The organism is Nocardiopsis sp. iso_25 (genome assembly GCF_056173305.1).
In genome coordinates, this window is the sequence record NZ_CM149667.1 from 2,705,724 (window position 1) to 2,726,163 (window position 20,440).

A 20,440-nucleotide genomic window follows, 5' to 3' on the forward strand; every position below is an offset into this window, starting at 1 on the left:
TTCGGGTGCGGAACCCCGCCCGCAGGGCCTGACGGCCCCGACGGCCCCCGGGGGCGCGGCCCGGGGCCCGGACGGCGGGACGGTCCCCGGCGGGCCGACCGGAAGGGTCTGCCGGTGCGGCGCGCGGGGCCCGGCGAAGGGGCCGGGCCGGGGCGCCGCACCGGTCACGGGGTCAAACGGCCCCGGAGTCCGGCTCGAAGCGCACCACCACCGACTTCGACGTCGGCGTGTTGCTCACCTCGGCCGTGGAGTCCAGCGGCACCAGCACGTTCGTCTCCGGGAAGTAGGAGGCAGCGCACCCGCGCGCGGTCGGGTAGTGCACCACCTTGAAGTGCGCCGCGCGCCGCTCCCTGCCGTCGTGCCACTCGCTCACGAGGTCGGTGTAGGCACCGTCGGCCAGCCCCAGCTCCCGGGCGTCCTCGGGGTTGACCAGCACCACCCGGCGGCCGTCCTTGATGCCCCGGTACCGGTCGTCCAGCCCGTAGACCGTCGTGTTGTACTGGTCGTGCGAGCGCAGCGTCTGCAACAGCAGCCGACCCTCGGGCACCTGCGGCGCGTACGTGCCGTTCACCGTGAAGTTGGCCAGCCCGGTCGCGGTCGGGAAGCGCCGGTCGTCGCGCGGCGCGTGCGGCAGGGTGAACCCGCCGGGCCTGCGCGCGCGGGCGTTGAAGTCCTCGAACCCCGGCACCACCGCGGCCACGTGCTCGCGCACCCGGTCGTAGTCGGTCAGCTCCGACCAGGCCACCGGGAAGTCGCCGAGCACCCGTCCGGCCAGGTCGCAGACGATGTCCACCTCCGAGCGCATGCCCGGAGCCAGCGGGGCCAGCACGCCGTGGGAGGCGTGCACCTTGCCCATGGAGTCCTCCACCGTCACCCAGCGCGGCTCGCCGTCGCGCAGGTCGCGGTCGGTGCGCCCCAGGGCGGGCAGGATCAGCGCCCGCGTCCCCGTCACCACGTGCGAGCGGTTCAGCTTGGTGGACACGTGCACCGTCAGCCCCACCCGGCGCATGGCGTCCTCGGTCACCAACGTGTCCGGGGTGGCCGCGACGAAGTTGCCGCCCATCGCGAAGAACACCCGCACGTCACCGCGCGCCATGGCGCGGATGGCGTTGACGGTGTCGTACCCGTGCTCGCGCGGCGGCGTGAAGCCGAACTCGGCGCCCAGGGCGTCCAGGAACTCCTCGGCCGGGCGCTCGAAGATCCCCATCGTGCGGTCGCCCTGCACGTTGGAGTGGCCGCGGACCGGGCACACACCCGCGCCGGGGCGGCCCACGTTGCCGCGCAGCAGCAGGAAGTTGACCACCTCGCGGATGGTGGGCACCGAGTGCCGGTGCTGGGTCAGCCCCATCGCCCAGCACACCACGATCCGCTCCGAGGAGGTGACCATCGCGGCGATCCGCTCGATCAGCTCCCGGGCCAGGCCGGTGTCGCGCTCGGTGCGCGCCCAGAACTCCTCGTCCGGCTCGGCCAGCAGCGCCTTGGCGAACTGCTCGAAGCCGTGGGTGTGGGCGGACACGAACTCCCGGTCCAGGACCGGCTCGCCGCGCTCGTCCGCCTCCAGCAGCAGGCGGTTGAGGGCGGAGAACAGGGCGAGGTCGCCGCCCAGCCGCACCTGCGCGAACAGGTCGGTCAGCTCGGTGCCGCGCCCCAGCAGGCCGGCCGGGTGCTGGGGGTTGCGGAACTCGCGCATCCCCGCCTCGGGCAGCGGGTTGACGGTGACGATCCGCGTCCCGGACTTCTTGGCCCGCTCCAGGGCGCTGAGCATGCGGGGGTGGTTGGTGCCGGGGTTCTGCCCGGCCACGATGATGAGGTCGGCCTCGCGCAGGTCCTCCAGGGACACGCTGCCCTTGCCCACGCCCAGGGTCTCGGTCAGGGCCGAACCGGACGACTCGTGGCACATGTTGGAGCAGTCGGGCATGTTGTTCGTCCCGAGGGCGCGGGCGAACAGCTGGTAGCAGAACGCCGCCTCGTTGCTGGTGCGCCCGGAGGTGTAGAACACCGCCTGGTCCGGGGAGTCCAGCGCGCGCAGGTCCTCGGCGACCAGGTCCAGCGCCCGCTCCCAGCTGACCGGCTCGTAGTGGGTGGCGCCCTCGGCCAGGTACAGCGGCTCGGCCAGGCGGCCCTGCTGGCCCAGCCAGTAACCGGACCGCCCGGCCAGCTCGGAGACCGGGTGCTCGGTGAAGAACTTTCCGGTCAGCGCCGTGGCCGTGGCCTCCTCCGCGACGGCCTTGGCGCCGTTCTCGCAGAACTCGGCCCGGTGCCTCTTGTCCCCCTCGGGCCAGGCGCAGCCCGGGCAGTCGAAGCCGCGCTTCTGGTTGATCGCGAGCATGGCTGGCAGCCCGCGCCGCACACCGGTGTGCTCGTTGAGGTGGCGGAGGCTGTTGAGCACGGCGGGGAGTCCGGCCGCGCTGCTCTTGGGCGGGCTGATCCGGGGGGAGTCCTGGGCGGGGTCTGCGTTGTCCGAGTGCTGGTGTCTCACACTGCGCATTCTGGCACCGACCGTCCGATGGTGGGACGTCCGGGTGAGCGTCAACGGCCCGGACGGGGTGCCGGGCGCGCGGAGACCGCCCCTCGCAGGGCTTCGCGCACCGCCCTTCGTAACCGCTGCCGGTCCGGGGGATGACCCTCGGGACCGGCATGCGTCACGACTCGTCGGGATATCCGATGAGCCGCCGTACGGCGGTCGGAGGCCCGTGCGCGCCGGATGCGGGATCGAAGACCAGGTCGTCACGGAAACAGAAGTACAGCCGCTGCCAGATCCCCCACGCGCGGGCCCTGAGGGGCGCGTCCCGCTTCCTGCGCGCTTCGGTGCTGTGGAAGTCCCGCAGGGCCAGTGCTGCTCCCGCTCCGATCACCAGGGTCCACACGACCATGCCGAACAGGAAGGAGGCGAACTGCTCCACTCCTCCGGCCAGGCTCAGTGCGCCGTTGGCCACCAGACCCACGAGGAGGAGGACCACGGCGGACGCGATGAGCGCGCTTCTCCACTCCCAACCCAGCAGCCAGCGCAGCACCAGGCCGGTGGCCACCGCCGGTACAGCGCCGAAGACACCGAACTGGATCACCAGCGGGGCGGCGAGCACGAGCAGGCCGATTCCGATCCACCGGGTGAGCCCGGGCGCCGCCCCGGGCGGCGCGGGGAAGTCCAGTTGCGTCGCCAGGGTGCTCTGGGAGTAGGAGGTGGAGGAGTGCCGGGCCCACGCGATCGTCGTGTCGCCGCGCAGCCACGACCACTCGTCATCCCCGCGGATCGTCGACGATCCGGCGCTCTGCGTGGTCGTCGTGCCCTCACGGACCACGGCGGACACCTTGACCGTCCGATCCTGGCGTGAGCACACCGGGCAGTTCGCCACCGGCTGCCTTCCTCCCGCGTCCTCGTACCATCAGACCTCCAGCCGAGGGTAGCCGTTGGCGGGGCACCGCGGAAAGGCTTTTCCTAACGGTTCCGGGGCCTGGATCCGCCGACCGCAGGCGTACGGAGACAGCGGTCCCGGCGGCCGACCGGTGACGGCCCGGCGGGAGTCCGGTCGGTCCGGGCCGCTCCTCCGGGGCGCGGCGCGGCGTTCGCCGGGGGAGAGGCCCCGTCCGGCGGCGTGTGACATGCCGCCGACTCCGCAATGCGCTCCCCGGGCCGCCTCGCGGGGCAGACTGGCGACGCCGGTCGTCATGAGAAACGTGGGTACGCGAACCGCATGGGTGTCTTCGAGCGCAACCTTCGGACGGCCCCGGTGAGGCCGGGGCGGAACTCCGCGCGGCGTCGCGGCCTCGCGCGGCGGCACGGCGACCGGAGGGCGGCGCGATGAGCGACGACGGCTGGCCGCTGGAGACCGGCCTGCTGCGCGCGGTGTTCGACAGCGTGGGCGCGGGGATGTTCGTCATCGACACCACCGGCCGCATCACCGCCGCCAACCCCTACGCGCAGCGCATCCTGGACCGGCCCGGGGAGGAGATGCTGGGCCTGGACCTGCACGGCCTGCTGCACCGCGACCCGGAGGGGGAGCCGACGCCGCGGGAGGAGTGCCGCGTCCTGGCCGTGCTCGACAGCGGCCACCCGGCCGAGGGGAGCAGCGAGTCCTTCCTGCGGGGGGACGGCACGCTCGTGCCCATCATCTGGGCGACCACCCCGCTCCAGAACGAGGGGCGCCCGGAGGGCGCGGTCATCGTCTTCCACGACTTCAGGGCGCACCGCGACGCCGCCGAGCAGACCGCGGCGCACCTGGGGGCCCTGGAGGAACTCACCGCCCGGTTGAGCCTGGTCGCGGAGATCTCCGTGGTCCTGGTCTCCACCCTGGACGTGCCCGAGATGCTGGACAGGCTGGTCCGGCTGCTGGTGCCGGAACTGGGGGACTGGGCGGTGGTCGACATGGTCACCGACGGGCGCACCAAGGAGGTGGAGCGCGTCGCCGTGCACGCCTTGGGCGGCCAGGACACGGCCGAGGCGCTCAAGGGCCCGCTGCCGCCGCTGTCGCCCGCCTCCCACGCGGCGCTGATGCGCGCCCTGTACAGTACCCAGCCCGTCCTCTTCGACGCCGGTGACCTGGACCGTGAACCGGACGAGCCGCTCGCCCGGGCGCACCGGCGGCTGTTCGACCGCCTGGGCGGGCACTCCGCGGTGGTGGTGCCGCTGCACACCCACCGGCAGGTCTTCGGGGCGCTGACCGTTGCCCGCACCGGGGAGCGGCCCGCCTACACCGACGCCGAGGTCCTCGTGCTGGGGGACGTCGCCCGGCGCGCCGGTCTGGTGATGGAGAGCGCCCAGCTCTTCGCGCAGCAGCGTCACGTCGCCGAGACCATGCAGCGCCAGCTCCTGACCCCGCTGCCGCAGGTCGACCACCTGCGGTTCGCCGCCCGCTACCAGCCCGCGCAGCAGGCCGCCGAGATCGGCGGGGACTGGTACGACGCGTTCCTGCTCGCCGACGGCGTCATGACCATGGTCATCGGCGACGTGGTCGGCCACGACCTCCAGGCCGCCGCGCACATGGCTGAGGTCCGCAACATGCTGCGCGCCCTGGCCTGGGACCGCCAGGAACCGCCCAGCCTGATCATGCGGCGGCTGGACGAGGCCATGACCAACACCAGCGACGCCCCCATGGCCACCGCCGTCTTCGCCCGTATCGAGGGCCCCGAGGGCGGGCCCTGGTGTCTGCACTGGGTCAACGCCGGGCACCCCCCGCCGCTGCTCGTCACCGCCGACGGACACACCCGCTACCTGGAGGAGGGCCACGGGCCCCTGCTGGGCATGAGCGCCGCCCTGCACCTGGGCCTGGACTGGCCCGACGCCCAGGAGGAGATCCCTGCGGAGTCCACCCTGCTGCTGTACACCGACGGCCTCGTCGAGAGCCGCGGCCACCCCATCGACACGGGACTGGCCAACCTGCGCCGCCACGCCGCCGCCCTGGCCGGCCGCGACGTCGAGGACTTCTGCGACGAACTCCTGGCCCGCATCGACCCCGGCGGCGACGACGTCGCCCTGCTCGCCCTGCGCGTTCCGGCGGCGGGCGAGGGCGCGGGCGACGACACCGCGCCGCCCCAGCACGCGCACAGCCCCGCCGCTCCCGACCGCGGGGCACCCGGCGCGGCCGTCGAGGACAGCCCGGTCAGGGACACCTCCGAACCGGGGTGAGCGTGGGCGGCCCCGGACGCGGGCCGGGGCCGCCGGGTCGGGAACGGGCCGGTTCCGCGGCGCCCGCGCGCCCGTTTCCGCCCACACGGGCCGGGTAGTGGCCGAGGGCAGCCCAGGGGGCCGCGCGCTTCCCAGGCGACGACCGCGACCGCCGCGAGACCAGGGGGAACCGATGAGGGCAGTGGTGTGGAACGGCACCAGGAACGTCGACACCGTGACCGTTCCCGATCCGCGGATCGAGGAGCCCGGCGACGCCGTCGTCCGGATCACCAGCTCGGGCCTGTGCGGCTCCGACCTGCACCTGTACGAGGTGCTCGGACCGTTCATGACCCCGGGGGACATCCTCGGACACGAACCCATGGGCGTGGTCGAGGAGGTCGGTTCCGGCGTCACCTCCCTCACCCCCGGACAGCGGGTGGTCATCCCCTTCCAGATCTCCTGCGGGCACTGCCTCATGTGCGACACCGGTCTCCAGAGCCAGTGCGAGAACACCCAGGTCGAGGAGCAGGGCATGGGCGCCGCGCTCTTCGGCTACAGCAAGCTCTACGGCGCGGTGCCCGGCGGGCAGGCCGAGTACCTGCGCGTGCCGCGCGCCGAGACCACCGCGGTCCCGGTGTCCGACCAGGGACCCGACGACCGCTACCTGTTCCTGTCCGACGTGCTGCCGACCGCCTGGCAGGCCGTCCGCTACGCCGACGTCCCCGAGGGGGGATCGGTGGCCGTCCTGGGGCTGGGGCCGATCGGCGACATGTGCTGCCGGGTCGCCCGCCACCTGGGCGCGGGCCGGGTGTTCGGCGTGGACCCGGTGCCGGAACGGCGCGCCCGCGCCGCCGCCCGGGACGTGGAGGTGTTCGACTCCTCCAAGGGCACCGACGACGTGGTCCGGGAGATCCGCGACCGCACGGACGGGCGCGGCCCGGACGCGGTCATCGACGCGGTCGGTATGGAGGCGGCCGGGCACGGCTCGGCCAAGTTCGCCCAGCGCGTGGCCAACCTCATGCCGCGCGGCGTGGCGGCCAAGATGATGGAGACGGCCGGGGTGGACCGGCTGACCGCCCTGCACACCGCCATCGAACTGGTGCGGCGCGGCGGGACCGTCTCCCTGATCGGCGTGTACGGCGGCATGGCCGACCCGATGCCGATGCTCACGCTCTTCGACAAGCAGATCCAGCTGCGGATGGGGCAGGCCAACGTGCGCCGGTGGGTGCCGGAGATCCTGCCGCTGCTGGAGGGTGCCGACCCGCTGGGCGTGGACGACTTCGCCACCCACCACGTGGGCCTGGACGCGGCCTCGATGGCCTACGAGAAGTTCCAGAAGAAGCAGGACGGCGTGTTCAAGGTCGTCTTCCGGCCCTGACGGGTCGCGGGCGGGCGCCCCCGGGCCGGGGCACCCGCCCCAGGGGCTCCCGATCCCCGAAGGGGGCGCTGACCGCCGCGTCGAGCGGGCGCGGGGCCGCCCCGGTCCCGCGCCGGACGCACGCGGACCGCTCCGTGCGCCGGGCCCGGTGCCGACGCGGCCTACCGGCCGGTCGGCCCGTGGGCCGCGTCGGCCGACGGCGCCTGACCCCCGCCCCCGGGCGCCGCCAACGAGGCGATGAAGCGCTCGGCCGCGGCGTCGACCTCGGCGGTCGGGGTCAGCAGCCTCTCCAGCAGGAGCCCCCGCAGGCACGCGGTCGCGATGATGCTCCGCTGCCTGGCGTCGGCCGCCGTGGCGCCGTCGCGAAGGGCCGCCGCTTCCAGAAGGTTCGCCAGGCCGTCGATGTCGAGGACGAGCTCCTGGAACGCGTCGCGTTCGTAGACCGCGAGCCCGACCAGGTGGAAGAAGGCGTGGGTGCGGTCCTCGTGCGCGGGGTCCGAGTAGAAGTCCCAGACCGCTCCGCACAGGGCCGCGAACCCGAGTTCGCCGCCGGTCGAGGCGATGACGAGGTTGTCGCGGCGGCGCGCCTCCAACAGCACCGCGCGCAGCAGTCCCGGCCGCGACCCGAAGTGGTACGTCAGCAGCGTGTGGTGCACGCCGAGCCGCTCCGCCACCTGGCGCATCGACAGGTTCGGGCTGGGGCCGTTCTGGCCGAACTCGTCGAACAGCGACTCCAGGAGACGCTTCTTGCCTTCCCCCGCCGGCGATCTCACGTTGCCTCCGTTGACAGTTTCACCACTGTTGAGTACGTTACCGCATGTTCAATTCACCACTGTTGAGGACAGTGGGCCGCGGTCCGCGGAAGGGGTTCGGTGGCCGGCGCACGGCTGGTCGGCGGTGTCGTCGCGGACGGACCGGGCGCTGGCCCGATCGCGGTCGACGTGTGCGTCGAGGACGGCCTGACCAAGGGAGAGACCCGTTGAGCGAGATACTGCACGGCTGTCTGCCGGACACGGAGTACCTGGAGGTGACCGCCCGGTCGGGGCACCGCTACGGCGTCTGGGTGACCACGCCCCCCGGTTACGCGGACTCCACGGACCCCCTGCCGCTGATCTACGTGCTGGACGGCAACTGGGCGGTCGGCCTCACCGCGCCCCTCATCGTCACCCAGGCGGACCCGTACCTGGCGATCGCCCCCTACGTCCAGGTCAGCGTCGGGTACGCCGGTGAGGAGGCCGCGGACTGGGCGCACATCCGCAACCGCGACCTCGTGCCGCCGGGCGAACCCGTCGGTGACGACATGCTGGCCACCCTCGCGGCGGCGCGCGAGTCGGGTGCGATGACCCCGGAGCAGGTCGACGCCTACCTCGCGGAGCTGGCGGAACCCCGGGCCGACCTCTTCCTCGACTTCCTGACCGGCGAACTCCACCCGCACCTGCGGTCGAGGCTGCGTGTCAGCGAGTCCGGACACGGCCTCTTCGGCTACTCCTACGGAGGTCTCTTCGCCCTCTACGCGTGGCTGTGCGACACGGGGCTCTTCGCGAGCGTCGGCGCGGGCAGCCCCGGCGTGGCCAGTACGGACAGCCGGGTCTTCGACCTCGTCCAGGCCCTGCCGGAACCCGCCGGGGACGCGGCCGCCCCACGGCTGCACATCACGCTGAACGAGGCCGAAATACTGGGGGAGGTCCCCTTCTACCGCGCGATGGCCCGCAACGTCCTCACCGCGGTGGAGCAGCTGCGCACCCGGGGGCGGTCGGAGCGGGTTTCGAACGCGTTGTTGCGGGAGACGCACGTCACCGGGTTGCAGGCATCGTTCCTCAGCTACCTGAAGACGTGCCACGGGCGCTGACAGCCCTTCCCGGAGTCGCGCGCGCGACTCCGGGAAGGGGCGCTCAGTTCTCGTAGATCCGGACGTAGTCGACGACCATCTGCTGCGGGAACTGGGTGGTGCCGTCGGGGTAGCCGGGCCAGTTCCCGCCCACCGCGACGTTGAGGATCATGAAGAAGGACTGGTCGTAGACCCACGGGTTGCCGCCCACGTCGGCGCTGGTGAGGGTGTGGTAGGCGTTGCCGTCCACCGACCAGGTGATCGACCCCGGGCTCCAGTCCACGGCGAAGGTGTGGAAGTCGTCGGCGAAGGACCAGCCCTGCGGGTGCGTGTAGGAGGAGCCGATGCCGTCCGCGCCCGAGTAGCCGGGCCCGTGCACGGTGCCGTGCACCATGTGGGGCTCGTACCCGACGTTCTCCATGATGTCGATCTCGCCGGAGTCGGGCCAGGGGGTGTCGGGGAAACCGGAGCCGAGCATCCAGAAGGCGGGCCAGATGCCCTGGCCGCGGGGGATCTTGATGCGGGCCTCGATGCGGCCGTAGGCGTGTTCGACCTTGTCCTGCGTGGTCATGCGGGCGGAGGTGTAGGAGCCGTCCGCCTCCTGGCGCGCGGTGATGACGAGGTTGCCCTGGCCGTCGAGGGCGGAGTTGGCGCGGCTGTTGGTGTAGTTCTGGAGTTCGTTGTTGCCCCAGCCGTGGTCGCCGGTCTCGTGGTTCCAGTTGGCGGGGTCGGGGGCGGTTCCGGCGGCGCCGTCGAACTCGTCGGACCAGACGATGTCCCCGGGCGCGGCGCTGAGTTCGGCGTTGGCCCCGTCCACGGCGCCTCCCGTCCACTGCGGTGCGGTGAGGACCGCCGCGGCAAGCGCGGCGGAGGCGGTCACCGCCGTGGCGACGGTGGCGGTGCGGCGGGTACTGGGGCGGGCGCTCTTGGTCATGGCGTACTCCGGTGAGCGGGGGGACGGGCGCGCCCGGTGCCGTGACGCGTGCGAAATAGCGGGTTCCGCACGTGCCGCTGGGGCGTGCCCGCGTGGGCGGGCGCCCACTGAACAAGCGTTAAGTGACTGTACGTACGCGACCGCTCGCGGACAAGGGGGGTCGGGCGAAAAGTTGGGATCGCTCCCATGTGGCTGGGGTGAAACGTGTGGTCTGTGTGCTTTTGGGGTGGTGTCGACTTCGCGGGGGAGTGGCCCCGACGACGACGGGCCCCGCGGAGCGTGCGCTCCACGGGGCCTGGCAGGCGGGGGCGTCAGCCGTTCAGGGTCTCCTGGATCAGCGGGACCAGCTCGTCCAGCGCGTGGGAGATGCCCGGGTACGAGCCGCTGGAGAAGGCGTTGGCCAGCTCCGGGTCGTCCAGGATGACCAGTCGGCCGTCCTCGGCGGAGGGGATGCCCTGGAGCACCGGGTCCTCGCGCAGGTGGTCCGCGGTGCCGCCGATGGGGAACATGACCGTCAGGTCCGCGTCCAGGACCTCCAGCCGCTCCGGGCTCAGGTCCACGTAGAAGGCGCCGTCCGCCATCTCCTCGACCTCGGGCTTGTACTGGAAGCCCAACTCCTGGAGCAGGTCCACCCGGGAGTCGCCGGGCACGTAGGCGCCGTACTGGCCGTCGAAGTAGGCGCCCACGGTCAGGGTCATGTCGGCGAACTCGGGGTTCTCCTCCCGGATCCGGGCGAAGCGGCCCTCCAGCTCCTCGATGAGCTCCTCGGCGCGCTCCTGCTCGCCGACCACCTGGGCGACCTGGCGGGTCTGCTGCTGCCAGGTGGTGCCGTAGGTGACCTCCACGCCGGGCGGCGGGCCGACCACGGGGGCCACCGGCGAGAGCAGGTCGTAGCGGTCCTGGCTGTTGTCGGAGCGGGTGTCGAGGATGACGTCGGGCTCCAGGGAGGCGATCGCCTCCAGGTTCGGCTCCATGGTGCCGAGCTGGACCGGCTCCTCCTCGAACATGTCGGCCGCCCACGGACCCACGCCCGTGCCGCCGTAGGCCTGCCAGTCGGCCACGCCGACCGGCTGCACGCCCAGCGCCAGCGCGGTCTCCGCGTCGGACCAGCCCATGGCGACGACGTTGGTCGGCTCGTCCGCGATCTCCACGTCGCCGAAGATGGTCTCGACGGTGACCGGGTACCCCTCGGCGACCTCGCCGTCCGAGCCGCCCTCCGCGGAGCCGGAGGTCTGGCCGCCGCAGGCGGCGAGCAGCAGGAGGGACAGCGCGCCGGCGGCGATCGCGCCGCCGCGGGTCAGCGGACCGGGGTTCATGGGGCCTCATTCGGTCGAGTCGGTGAGCTTAGCCTTGCCTAAGCAAGGATTATGGTGCTGGAGTCGGTGGTTTTGCGCAAGCCCGTGGCGGAGGGCGCGGAAGACCGCGGATGCCGGTGAAGTCCGTTGTGCACGGTCGTCTGCGGGACCGTGCGGCACTCCTCGCGGGCCGCGGTCGTGGCGAGGGTCACACCGTCACGAGTAGGCCGCCACGCCGTGGCGCCAGTAGCCGATGAAGGCGATGTCGTCTTTGGGGATGTGGTGTTGGCGGACGAGGGTGCGGCGTAGTTCGGTGGGGAGGGCGTTCTCTCCGGCGACGAAGCAGTAGGGGCGTCCCTCGGGCAGTTCGGCGGCGCGTACGGTTTCCAGGGCGAGTCGTCCGGGGACGGTGTGGGGGTCGGTGCGGGGGAGCCAGCGCACGTCCACTCCGGGCGGGGCCTGGACAGGGCGCACGTCTTCGGGGCAGGGGACTTCGAGGTAGGCCTGTCCGCGCAGGTCGTCGGGGGCTTGTTCGAGGATGGAGAGCAGGGCGGGTACGGCGCTCTCGTCGCCGACGAGCAGGTGCCAGTCGGCCTCCTCCGGAGGCAGGTAGTAGATCCCCTCGGCGTACAGGCCCAGTTCGTCGCCGGGCCGCGCGGCCAGCGCCCACGCCGACGCCGGGCCCTCGTCCCCGTGCGCGACGAACTCGATGTCCAGCTCCAGCGCCTCGGCGTCGAAGCGGCGGACGGTGTAGTTGCGCACGTGCGGGCGCACGTCGTCGGGCATGGCGCGGAACGCGGCCACCCACCCGTTGCCGTCGCCGCCGCTGTCGGCGACGGGCAGGTGCAGCCTCTCCTGGCCCGGCCGGGCGAAGAGGATCCGCGTGCACTGGTCCAGGCCCAGGAACTCGAACCCGGTCAGCTCCTCGCCCGTGAGCGTCACGGTGAGGAAGTGCTCGCTGGTCCGCTCGGTGCGCGCCACCCGGGTGCGGATCATGGTGCGGTGGTTCGGATGCCTGATGCGCAAGGCGCGGCCCCTTCGTTCGGGTCGGAGAGCGGCGGGTGTCGGTTTCGTCCGGTCTCGGGGTGCTGTGACCGTATGCCGACTCGGGAAAGGTTAGCCTAACCAAGCTTGGTGTGGCACGGTGGTCCGGGGCGCTCCTTCCCGGTTCCGCGGGCGCTCCGCCAGCCCACTAGCCTTGCCCAGGGCACGACATAGCGGGGGGAACAGGACATCGGATGAGTAGACGTCTGTACGGGGCCGCGCGCCCCGCGCCGAGCGGACCCGCCCTGTGAGCGCCGCCCCCGCGACCGCCCCCGCCGCCGAGCGCGAACCGCGCTCCCCCGGCGCCCCCGGGCGTGAGGTCCCCGACAGCGTGCGCGCCCTGCGCCGCCGCACCCTGCGGCGCAACCGCGGCCGCGTCCTGGTCGGCGTGGTCCTGCTCTCCCTGCACCAGGTCGCCGAGGCCCTCGTGCCGGTGGCCATCGGCCTGACCATCGACTGGGCCGTCTTCTCCGGCGACGTCGGCGCCCTGGCGGTCTGCGTCGCGGGCATGGTCGTGCTCTTCACCGTCCTGGCCCAGGCCTACCGCAACGGCGCCCGCTTCACCCTGCGCGCCGTCGAGAACGAGGCGCACCTGCTGCGGGTGGAGGCCGCTCGCCGGGCCCTGGACCCGCGCGGCGAGCGCAGCGGCCTGCGCGCGGGCGAGGTCCTGTCGGTGGCCACCTCCGACGCCGAGCAGGCCGCCCTGTACGTGCGCGCCTGGTCGGCGTCGATCGCCGTGGCGGTCGCCATCATCGTCACCACCGTCGCGCTCCTGGCCGTGGACGTCCCCCTGGGGATCGGCGTCCTGGTCGGCGTCCCCCTGCTCATGCTGCTCCTGCGCCTGCCCGCCGCCCGCATCACCCGGCGCAGCGAGGCCAAGCAGGCCACCGCCGCCGGGGCCACCGCCCTGGCCACCGACCTGGTCAGCGGCCTGCGCGTCCTCATGGGCATCGGGGCGCGGCACAACGCGGCCGCCCGCTACCGCCGGGCCAGCACCCTGGCCCTGGACGCCTCGGTCGGCGCCGCCGCCAGCAACGGCGTCTACCGCGGCCTGGTCACCGCCGCCAGCGCCGTGTTCCTGGCCTGCGTGGCGGGCGTGGCCGGGTGGATGGCCCTCCAGGGCCGCCTCAGCGTCGGTGAACTCGTCACCGTCATCGGCCTCGCCCAGTTCCTGGCCGAACCCGTCCAGAGCCTGGGCATGGTCGGCCAACTGTTCGCCACCGCCCGCGCCTCCGCCCGGCGGCTGGTGCGCCTGCTCAACGCCCCCGACGCGGTCACCCCGGGCGAGCGCGCCTGCGATCGGGAGCCCGTGGTCGCGCTGTCAGGGGTCGGCTACCGCACGCTGCGCGGGGTGGACCTCCAACTCGCCCCCGGCGAACTCGTCGGCGTGCTCACCACCGACCCCCGCGACGCCGAGGCGCTGCTGGAACTGCTCTCGGGCCGGGCCGAGCCCGCGGCCCTGGAGGGCACGTTCACGGTGGGCGGCGTCCCCGTCCCCGAACTCGCCCTGGACGCCCTGCGCGAAGCGGTCCTGGTGGAGGAGCACGGGGCCACCCTGTTCGAGGGCACCCTGCGCTCCAACCTGGACACCGGCGCGGGCGGCGACGAGGAGCGGCTCCTGGACGCCCTGCGGGCCGCCTCGGCCGCGGACCTGGTCGAGGGTCACCCCGAGGGCCTGGACCGGCCGGTCGCCGACCGCGCGGCCAACCTCTCCGGCGGCCAGCGCCAGCGCGTGGCCCTGGCCCGAGCCCTGGTCGCGGACCCGCCCGTCCTGGTGCTGCACGATCCCACCACCGCCGTGGACGCGGTCACCGAGGAGGCCATCGCCCGGGGCACGGCCGCGGCCCGCTCGGGTGCGGCCAGGTCCACCCTGGTCGTGGCGAACAGCCCGGCGCTGCTGGCCCGCGCCGACCGCGTCGTGGTGCTGGCCGAGGGACGGGTGCGGTGCACGGGCACCCACGCGCGGCTGTTGGAGGAGGACGCGCACTACCGCGAGGCGGTGCTGCGGTGACCGCCCCGCCGAGCACGGCACCGGCGCGGTGCGCACCGTCGCGGTCCGCCGTGTTCGGGGCCGCTCCGCCGTGGTCCGCGGCGCACCGGAGCGCCCCGCCGCCGACCGCCGCCCCCGGCCGACGCGCCCCCCTTCCCCGCCACCACGACCCCGAGGACGACCGATGAGCACGCCGGTGGAGGACTCCGCGAGCGAACACGGGGAACTGCTCCCCACCGCCTCGGCCCGCCGCACGTGGGCCGTGCTGGGCGAGGGGGTGCGCGGCACCGGCTGGGGCGCCCCCCTGGCCCTGGCCACCGTGCTCGCGGGCAGCGCCGCCGGACTGGTCGCCCCCTGGGTGCTGGGCCGGATGGTCGACGACATCTCGGCGCAGCGGGGGCTGGACACCGTCCTGTCCTCGGTCCTGCTGATCGCCGGGGCGGGACTGCTCGGCGGCCTGCTCACGGGTGTGGGAAGCTGGCTGGTCAGCCGGGTCGGCGAGACCGTCCTGGCCCGCCTGCGCGAACGCGTCATGGACCGGGTGCTGCGCATGCCCGCCGCCCGTCTGGAACGGGTGCGCATCGGCGACCTGCTCTCCCGGGTCGGGGACGACGTCGCCGTGGTCACCGCCAGCATCGCCCGCAGCGGCCCCGACGCGGTCGTGGCCCTGGCCACCGTCCTGCTGACCGCGGTGGGCATCACCGCCCTGGACTGGCGTCTGGGCCTGGCCGCAATGCTCTGCGTGCCGGTCTACGTGACGGCCGTGCGCTGGTACCTGCCCCGCTCGGGTCCCTACTACGCCCGCGAGCGCGTGGCCATGGGCGAGCGCTCGCACGCGATGATGGGCGCCCTGCGCGGGCGCTCCGCCGTGCGCGCCTACCGACTGGAGGACGAGCACGAGTCCCGGGTGCGCGACCGCTCGGCCGCCGCCATGGACATCACGGTGTCGGTGTTCCGGCTGTTCACCCGCTTCGGGTCGCGGCTCAACGCCGCCGAGTGCGTCGGACTGACCTCGGTGCTGGTGGCCGGGTTCTGGCTGGTGCGCGCCGACCTGGCCAGCGTCGGCATGGTCACCGCCGCCGCCCTGTACTTCCACCGCCTGTTCGGCCCGCTGATCTTCCTGGTCATGAACTTCAACGAGGTGCAGTCGGCCGGGGCGAGCCTGGCCCGCCTGGCCGGTGTGGTCGACATCCCGGTGGAGGCCGACCCGGGCGCGGAGGAGGGCCCGTCCGGTTCCTCGGTCCGCGTCGCGGGGGTCACCCACTCCTACGGCACCGGCGGCCCGGCCGCGCTGGAGGAGGTGTCGCTGGAGGTCGCCCCGGGCGAGCGCGTGGCCCTGGTCGGGGCCAGCGGCGCGGGCAAGACCACGCTGGCCGCCCTGGTCAGCGGCCTGCGCACGCCCACGGCCGGAACCGTGTACCTGGGCGGGATCCCCCTGGAGGAACTGGGGGAGCGACGGGTGCGCGAACACGTCTTCCTGGTCAGCCAGGAGACCCACGTGTTCGCCGGAACCCTGCTGGAGGACCTGCGCCTGGCCCGCGCCGGGGCCGACGCGGCCCAGGCGGAGGCCGCCCTGGTGGCCGTCGGCGCCCTGGAGTGGGTGCGCGCCCTGCCCGAGGGGCTGGACACGGTGGTCGGCGAGGGCGGGCACGCCCTGACCGCCGAGCAGGCCCAGCACCTGGCGCTGGCCCGGCTGGTGCTGGCCGACCCGGACGTGGCCGTCCTGGACGAGGCCACCGCCGAGGCGGGCAGCTCCGGCGCCCGGCGGCTGGAGCGCGCCGCCGCCGCGGCCACCGCCGGGCGCACCACGCTGGTGGTGGCGCACCGGCTGACCCAGGCGCAGACCGCCGACCGCGTGGTGGTCATGGACCGGGGCCGCGTCGTGGAGCAGGGGACGCACGCCGAGCTGGTCGCCGCCGGGGGGCGCTACGCCGACCTGTGGCGCAGCTGGCAGGGCGCGCCGGACGACGGGGAGCTGCTCTCCCGCTGACCGCGCCTTCGGTCGGCGTGCCGTTCGCAGCGGGGCGCCGTGGCGGGGGAGCCCGCGCAGGGCCGCCGTCCGTGCCCGCGCCGCTCCGGGCGTCGGGCCGGCGGGGGTCAGAGCTGGAGTTCGCTCTCCACGCGCCGGAGGGTGTGGCGGGCCATGGCCAGGTTGGCGCGCTGGCGGTCCAGCGCCAGGTAGAGGAAGACGCTGCCGTGCGCCTTCTCCAGCAGGCGGATGAGGTGGTACTGGCTGCTCAGCGTGATGAGGATGTCCTCGATGCGGTCGTCGAGGCCGATCGCGCCCAGGGCGCGCGTCTTGGCGCGCACGACCTCGGTGTTGGCCGCCGCGGCCATCTCCAGGTCGAAGTGGCCGCCCCCGCCCATGGTGCCCAGGGACATGCCGCTCTCGTAGTCCACGACCGCGACGCCGATGGCGCCCTCGATCCCCATGGCTTCCTTCATCGCCGCGTCGGCGTTCATGGCGTCTCCTCACGCTCGGTGTCCACCGCAGGAGCGGCGATACATGACGAAAATTAGCGAAACGCCTGGAGGGTGCGTAAGTGGACAGTTTGTGGCTGGAGTCCATCGTTACCACAGTGTGTCCTCTTTGCTCATCTTTGACTGTTAAATGTCTTTTGGAGGCAACCAGACACCGGGGGGCACGTGTCGAGCACAGCTGTATCCACGGAGCGTTACCTGAGCTGTGACGGCGTCGTGGCCGCGATGCTCGTGGACCGCGCGACGGGCCGGGCGCACGCGCGGTCGGGGGCGGTGTCGGCGCTGCCCGACCCCGAGCACGTCGCGGACTCTCACCACCTGGCCCTGGACCTGGCCCTGGCCTCCCGCGAACCGGCGGTCCGGGAGAGCGTGGTCACCACCGGCGGGCACCACGTGCTGACCCGCCCCGTGCCCTCCCCGAGCGCGGACGAGGCCCTGCTCGTCCTGGTCTTCGACCGCGCGCGGACCAACCTCGCGCTGGCCCGCCTCCAGGCCGACGAGCACACCGCGGAGCTGCTGTCATGAGCGACGCCGCACCCCCGCGGGCACTGACCGAGGCCCTGCTGCGGGCCCGCGAGGAGGAGTTCACCGGAGCCCTGCGCCTGACCGGCTCGCCCGAGGCCCTGGTCCACCTGGCCGCCGGACGCGTCACCGCCGTCACCACACCGGCCGCGCCCACACCCGAGACCCTCCTGGTCAGGTCCGGCGCGGTCCCCGCCGGGGTCTGGGCCGCCGCCTACGAGGCAGCCGCCCACACCGACGGCCTGGCCCGGGAACTGCTGGACCGCGGCGCGGTCCCGGTCGCGGTGCTGGAACTGGCGTGCGCCACGGCCCTGGCGGACGGCGTCCTGGCGCTGTGCCTGTCCCCCGAACCCCGCGTGGAGGCCGTGCTCTCCGACGCCGCGCCGCCGTTGCTGGGCCTGGAGCACGGCCTGGACCCGCAGGAGGTGCTGGCCGAGGCCGGGCGCCGCCTGGCCTTCCTCGCCGACCGGTGGGGCCCGCCCGCGGACCTGGCCCGCCGCCGCCCCGTGCCCGCCGGGCCGGTACACGACTCCCTGCCCTCCGCCTACCGGCTCCTGCTCACCCAGGCCAACGGCCGCCGCACCCCCAGGGACCTGGCCTTCGCCCTGGGCCGGGGGCTGACCGGGGTCATGGCCGACGTCGCGCGCCTCACCGAACGCGGGCTGCTGGAGGCCGCGGCCCCCGGCGGCGCGGACGGCCTCACCCGACGCACCCCCGAGGCCGCCGCCCCGGACGAGGGACCGTCCGCGCTGGCCAAGCGTCGTCCGGGCGCCAACACCGTGCGCCCCGCGCCTCCGGCCCCGTCGGTTCCGGTCCCCGGGAGCGTGCGCGAACGCCTGCGCTCACTGGGCGCCGACCGCGGGACGGCCGCGGAGGCCGGGGAAGAGGCGGCCCGATGAGCACGACCGGACGGCCCCGTCCGGCCCGCAGCGGCGAACCGCCCGCCGGGGGACACGAGGGGGGCGGCCTGACCGCCCTGCCCAAGCGCACCCCCTCCCCGGTTCCCCGGGGGCCGCGCCCCCGGCCGGGGCTGTTCGGCCCCAAGGAGCCCGAGCCCGGGCCGATCGCCGCCCTGCGCCGTGCGCAGCGCGCCGCGGTGCCCCTGGAGAGGGTGCGCAGCGCGCTACAGGACCTGGACGCCCACACCGGCCGCACGACGCGGCCGACCGACGAGCACGGGAGCGAGTAGATGGTTCAGGGTCAGATCGCCGAGGAGTTGGCGCTGCTGCGCGAGCGCGTCGTCGGCGTGACCGACAGCGCAGTGGCCGCCTCCGACGGCATGCTGGTGGCCTCCGACATCCAGGGCGGCCGACCCCACGCGCTGGCCGCGCTCGCCGCCGCCTCCCTGGGCCTGGGCAAGCGCACCGGCGACGAGACGGGGCTGGGACCGCTGCGCGAGGTCGTCACCCGCTGCCAGGGCGGCTACGCGGTCGTCTACGCGGTCGGGATGGAGGCCCTGCTCGTCGTGCTGGGAGACGAGGGCATGGACACAGCCGCCCTGCGCCGCGAGTCCCGGCTGACGGTGGAGCGCGTGGGCTCGCTGCTGGAGGTCACCGCCGCCGGCTGAGACCCCCGTGCGACGTTTCCGTCGCGCGGGGCCTCCCGCGGCCCTTTTCCACGACCTCGGTTCTACCGCTGTGGCCCGCCCCCGACCCCTGGCTCGTCCTCGTCGGGAGCCCACGTGCCCGCGCTCAGGCGTCCCGTTCGAGCACGCCCGCGTCATGGAGGAGTTCGCCGCCGACCATCGTCGCCCCCACCTGCAGTTCGCGCAGCCGTTGGGCGGGCACGCACAGGGGATCGTCGGACAGGACCACCAGGTCGGCCAGGTACCCGGCGGCCAGCGTGCCCTTGCGGTGCTCCTGCCGGTCGGCGTAGGCCGAGCCGACCGTGTAGGCGCGCAGGGCCTGCTCCACCGTCAACCGTTCGCCGGGATTGATCACCACCCCCGCAGCCGTCGTGCGGTTCACCATGTCGTGGATGCTGTGCAGTGGCTCCCCGGGCACCACGGGGGCGTCCGAACTACCCGGCAGGACGACGCCCGCGTCGACGAACGAACGCATCCGGTAGGCGAGTTCGGCGCGCTCGGGGCCCAGCGCGCTGATGAACCCGTCCCCCAGACGGGAGATGAACCGACCCTGCGGCACGGGAACGACGCCGCCTCGGATGATCCTGTCCACCTGCTCGTCGGAGGCCACGGCGACGTGCTCGATCCGGTGCCGTGCGTCGGGCCGCGGTGTGCGCCGCTGCGCCGCCTCGTAGGCGTCCAGAGTCACGTCGAGCGCGTAGTCGCCGATGGCGTGCGTGGCCACCTGCCAGCCGTTGCGGTGGCTCAGGTCGATCAGCTCGAACAGCTCCTTCTCACTCCACTGCAGCAGCCCGCTGTTGCCGGGACTGTCGTGGTAGTCGCAGCACATCGCCGCGGTGCGCCCGATGAGCGAGCCGTCCGAGGCGATCTTGACCGCTCCCACCCGGACGAAGTCGTCGCCCAGACCGCTGCGCATCCCCAGGTCGAGACCGAACCCCTCCTCCGAGGAGCTGATGGCCCCCAGAGGGTGCAGGGCGTCCACGAAGGGGAAGAGCGTCGCGCGCACGCGCAGGAGCCCCAGGTCCCGGGCGGTCTGGAAGGCCCGCAGGTCCGAGGGCCCGTGACCGATACCCGACTGACCGGCGATACCCGGTTCGGTCACGCTGGTCAGACCGTGGCGCAACGCCCACTCCGAGGCGGCGGCCAGCCCCTCGACCAGCGGCTCCTGGGCGACCGGACGCAACGCGTGGTTGACCAGGGCCAGGGCCTTCTCCTGCAGCAGGCCGGTCGCCTCGCCGCCCTCGCGCACCACGACACCGCCCGCGACGTCGTGGACCGCGTCCGGGTCCGGATGGCCCGCGGCCGCGAAGGCGGCGGTGTTGGCCACCGCCATGTGCTTGGAGTTGTGCACCAGGTAGACGGGTCGGCCACCGGCGATCCGGTCCAGGACGCGGCGGTGCGGATGGCCCCCGAGCTTGTTCTGGTCGTAGCCGTGGCCCACGACCCAGCGCCCGGGTTCGAGTGTGGCGGCGAAGCGTTCCACCTCCGCGTACAGGGCGTCCAGGCCGCCGACCCTCTCCGGGGCCAGATCCAGCTGGGTGAAGTCCTGGCCCAGCACGCTGAAGTGCATGTGCGCGTCGTGGAAGCCGGGCAGCACCACCTGCCCGCCCAGGTCCAGCACCCTGTCGGGCCGGGCGTCGCGGGCGTCCTCGTCGACGGCCACGACGAACCCGTTCGTGATCGCCAGGGTGTGGGCTACGGGGTGTGCCGGATCCATGGTGCGGATCCGTGCGTTGGTCAGGAGAGTGTCGATGCGCATGGTCAGTGGTGGTCCTTCGGTG

17 protein-coding genes are annotated in these 20,440 nt (G+C 73.8%); 9 read left to right on the forward strand and 8 right to left on the reverse strand.

Going from position 1 to position 20,440, the window contains the following annotated elements:
• Window positions 1–172: 172 nt before the first annotated feature.
• On the reverse strand, window positions 173–2,488 hold the full coding sequence (locus tag AC0VX6_RS11680; RefSeq protein WP_475468574.1) for an FdhF/YdeP family oxidoreductase: 2,316 nt from the start codon (window positions 2,486–2,488) through the stop codon (window positions 173–175).
• A gap of 154 nt (window positions 2,489–2,642) precedes the next feature.
• Entirely contained in the window at window positions 2,643–3,353 is a 711-nt protein-coding gene (locus tag AC0VX6_RS11685) for a hypothetical protein (RefSeq protein ID WP_475468576.1), read from the reverse strand.
• A gap of 446 nt (window positions 3,354–3,799) precedes the next feature.
• Between AC0VX6_RS11685 and AC0VX6_RS11690 the strand changes: the two genes are divergently transcribed.
• Entirely contained in the window at window positions 3,800–5,623 is a 1,824-nt protein-coding gene (locus AC0VX6_RS11690; RefSeq protein ID WP_475468577.1) for a PP2C family protein-serine/threonine phosphatase, read from the forward strand.
• Window positions 5,624–5,795: 172 nt separating this feature from the next.
• Window positions 5,796–6,980, forward strand: coding sequence for an alcohol dehydrogenase catalytic domain-containing protein (locus tag AC0VX6_RS11695; RefSeq protein ID WP_274977545.1), 1,185 nt, complete (start codon window positions 5,796–5,798; stop codon window positions 6,978–6,980).
• A gap of 161 nt (window positions 6,981–7,141) precedes the next feature.
• Here the strand turns inward: AC0VX6_RS11695 and AC0VX6_RS11700 are convergent, their stop codons facing one another.
• Entirely contained in the window at window positions 7,142–7,753 is a 612-nt protein-coding gene (locus AC0VX6_RS11700; RefSeq protein WP_475468578.1) for a TetR/AcrR family transcriptional regulator, read from the reverse strand.
• A 206-nt stretch (window positions 7,754–7,959) separates the two neighbouring features.
• On the opposite strand from AC0VX6_RS11700, the gene AC0VX6_RS11705 reads away from it, so the two are divergent.
• Complete coding sequence (locus AC0VX6_RS11705) at window positions 7,960–8,829, forward strand: alpha/beta hydrolase (protein ID WP_475468579.1); 870 nt, start codon at window positions 7,960–7,962, stop codon at window positions 8,827–8,829.
• Between the two features lie 43 nt (window positions 8,830–8,872).
• On the opposite strand, the gene AC0VX6_RS11710 is transcribed toward AC0VX6_RS11705, so the two are convergent.
• The 3 genes from AC0VX6_RS11710 to AC0VX6_RS11720 form a co-directional block, all read right to left on the reverse strand.
• Window positions 8,873–9,742, reverse strand: a complete 870-nt coding sequence (locus tag AC0VX6_RS11710; protein ID WP_475468580.1) for a glycoside hydrolase family 16 protein — start codon at window positions 9,740–9,742, stop codon at window positions 8,873–8,875.
• A 311-nt stretch (window positions 9,743–10,053) separates the two neighbouring features.
• Window positions 10,054–11,058: an iron-siderophore ABC transporter substrate-binding protein gene (locus AC0VX6_RS11715; protein ID WP_475468581.1), complete on the reverse strand. Its 1,005-nt coding sequence runs from the start codon at window positions 11,056–11,058 to the stop codon at window positions 10,054–10,056.
• Between the two features lie 195 nt (window positions 11,059–11,253).
• Window positions 11,254–12,033, reverse strand: a complete 780-nt coding sequence (locus AC0VX6_RS11720) for a siderophore-interacting protein (protein WP_475469316.1) — start codon at window positions 12,031–12,033, stop codon at window positions 11,254–11,256.
• Window positions 12,034–12,328: 295 nt separating this feature from the next.
• On the opposite strand from AC0VX6_RS11720, the gene AC0VX6_RS11725 reads away from it, so the two are divergent.
• A complete protein-coding gene (locus AC0VX6_RS11725) occupies window positions 12,329–14,092 on the forward strand; it encodes an ABC transporter ATP-binding protein (protein WP_475468583.1) in 1,764 nt (587 codons plus the stop codon).
• Between the two features lie 163 nt (window positions 14,093–14,255).
• A complete protein-coding gene (locus AC0VX6_RS11730) occupies window positions 14,256–16,061 on the forward strand; it encodes an ABC transporter ATP-binding protein (RefSeq protein ID WP_475468584.1) in 1,806 nt (601 codons plus the stop codon).
• A gap of 107 nt (window positions 16,062–16,168) precedes the next feature.
• On the opposite strand, the gene AC0VX6_RS11735 is transcribed toward AC0VX6_RS11730, so the two are convergent.
• Window positions 16,169–16,534, reverse strand: a complete 366-nt coding sequence (locus tag AC0VX6_RS11735; RefSeq protein WP_274977552.1) for a hypothetical protein — start codon at window positions 16,532–16,534, stop codon at window positions 16,169–16,171.
• Between the two features lie 183 nt (window positions 16,535–16,717).
• Here AC0VX6_RS11735 and AC0VX6_RS11740 point away from each other — a divergent pair, with 183 nt between their 5' ends.
• From AC0VX6_RS11740 to AC0VX6_RS11755, 4 genes are read left to right on the forward strand one after another with little or no spacing between them, the layout of a single operon-like run.
• On the forward strand, window positions 16,718–17,077 hold the full coding sequence (locus AC0VX6_RS11740; RefSeq protein WP_274977553.1) for a hypothetical protein: 360 nt from the start codon (window positions 16,718–16,720) through the stop codon (window positions 17,075–17,077).
• Entirely contained in the window at window positions 17,074–17,973 is a 900-nt protein-coding gene (locus tag AC0VX6_RS11745; protein WP_475468586.1) for a hypothetical protein, read from the forward strand. Before AC0VX6_RS11740 ends, AC0VX6_RS11745 begins: the two co-directional genes overlap by 4 nt.
• Entirely contained in the window at window positions 17,970–18,263 is a 294-nt protein-coding gene (locus tag AC0VX6_RS11750; protein WP_475468588.1) for a hypothetical protein, read from the forward strand. The genes AC0VX6_RS11745 and AC0VX6_RS11750 overlap by 4 nt, the downstream gene beginning before the upstream one ends.
• Complete coding sequence (locus tag AC0VX6_RS11755; protein ID WP_274977556.1) at window positions 18,264–18,641, forward strand: roadblock/LC7 domain-containing protein; 378 nt, start codon at window positions 18,264–18,266, stop codon at window positions 18,639–18,641.
• Between the two features lie 124 nt (window positions 18,642–18,765).
• Here the strand turns inward: AC0VX6_RS11755 and AC0VX6_RS11760 are convergent, their stop codons facing one another.
• Complete coding sequence (locus tag AC0VX6_RS11760; RefSeq protein WP_274977557.1) at window positions 18,766–20,418, reverse strand: amidohydrolase; 1,653 nt, start codon at window positions 20,416–20,418, stop codon at window positions 18,766–18,768.
• Between the last annotated feature and the right edge of the window lie 22 nt (window positions 20,419–20,440).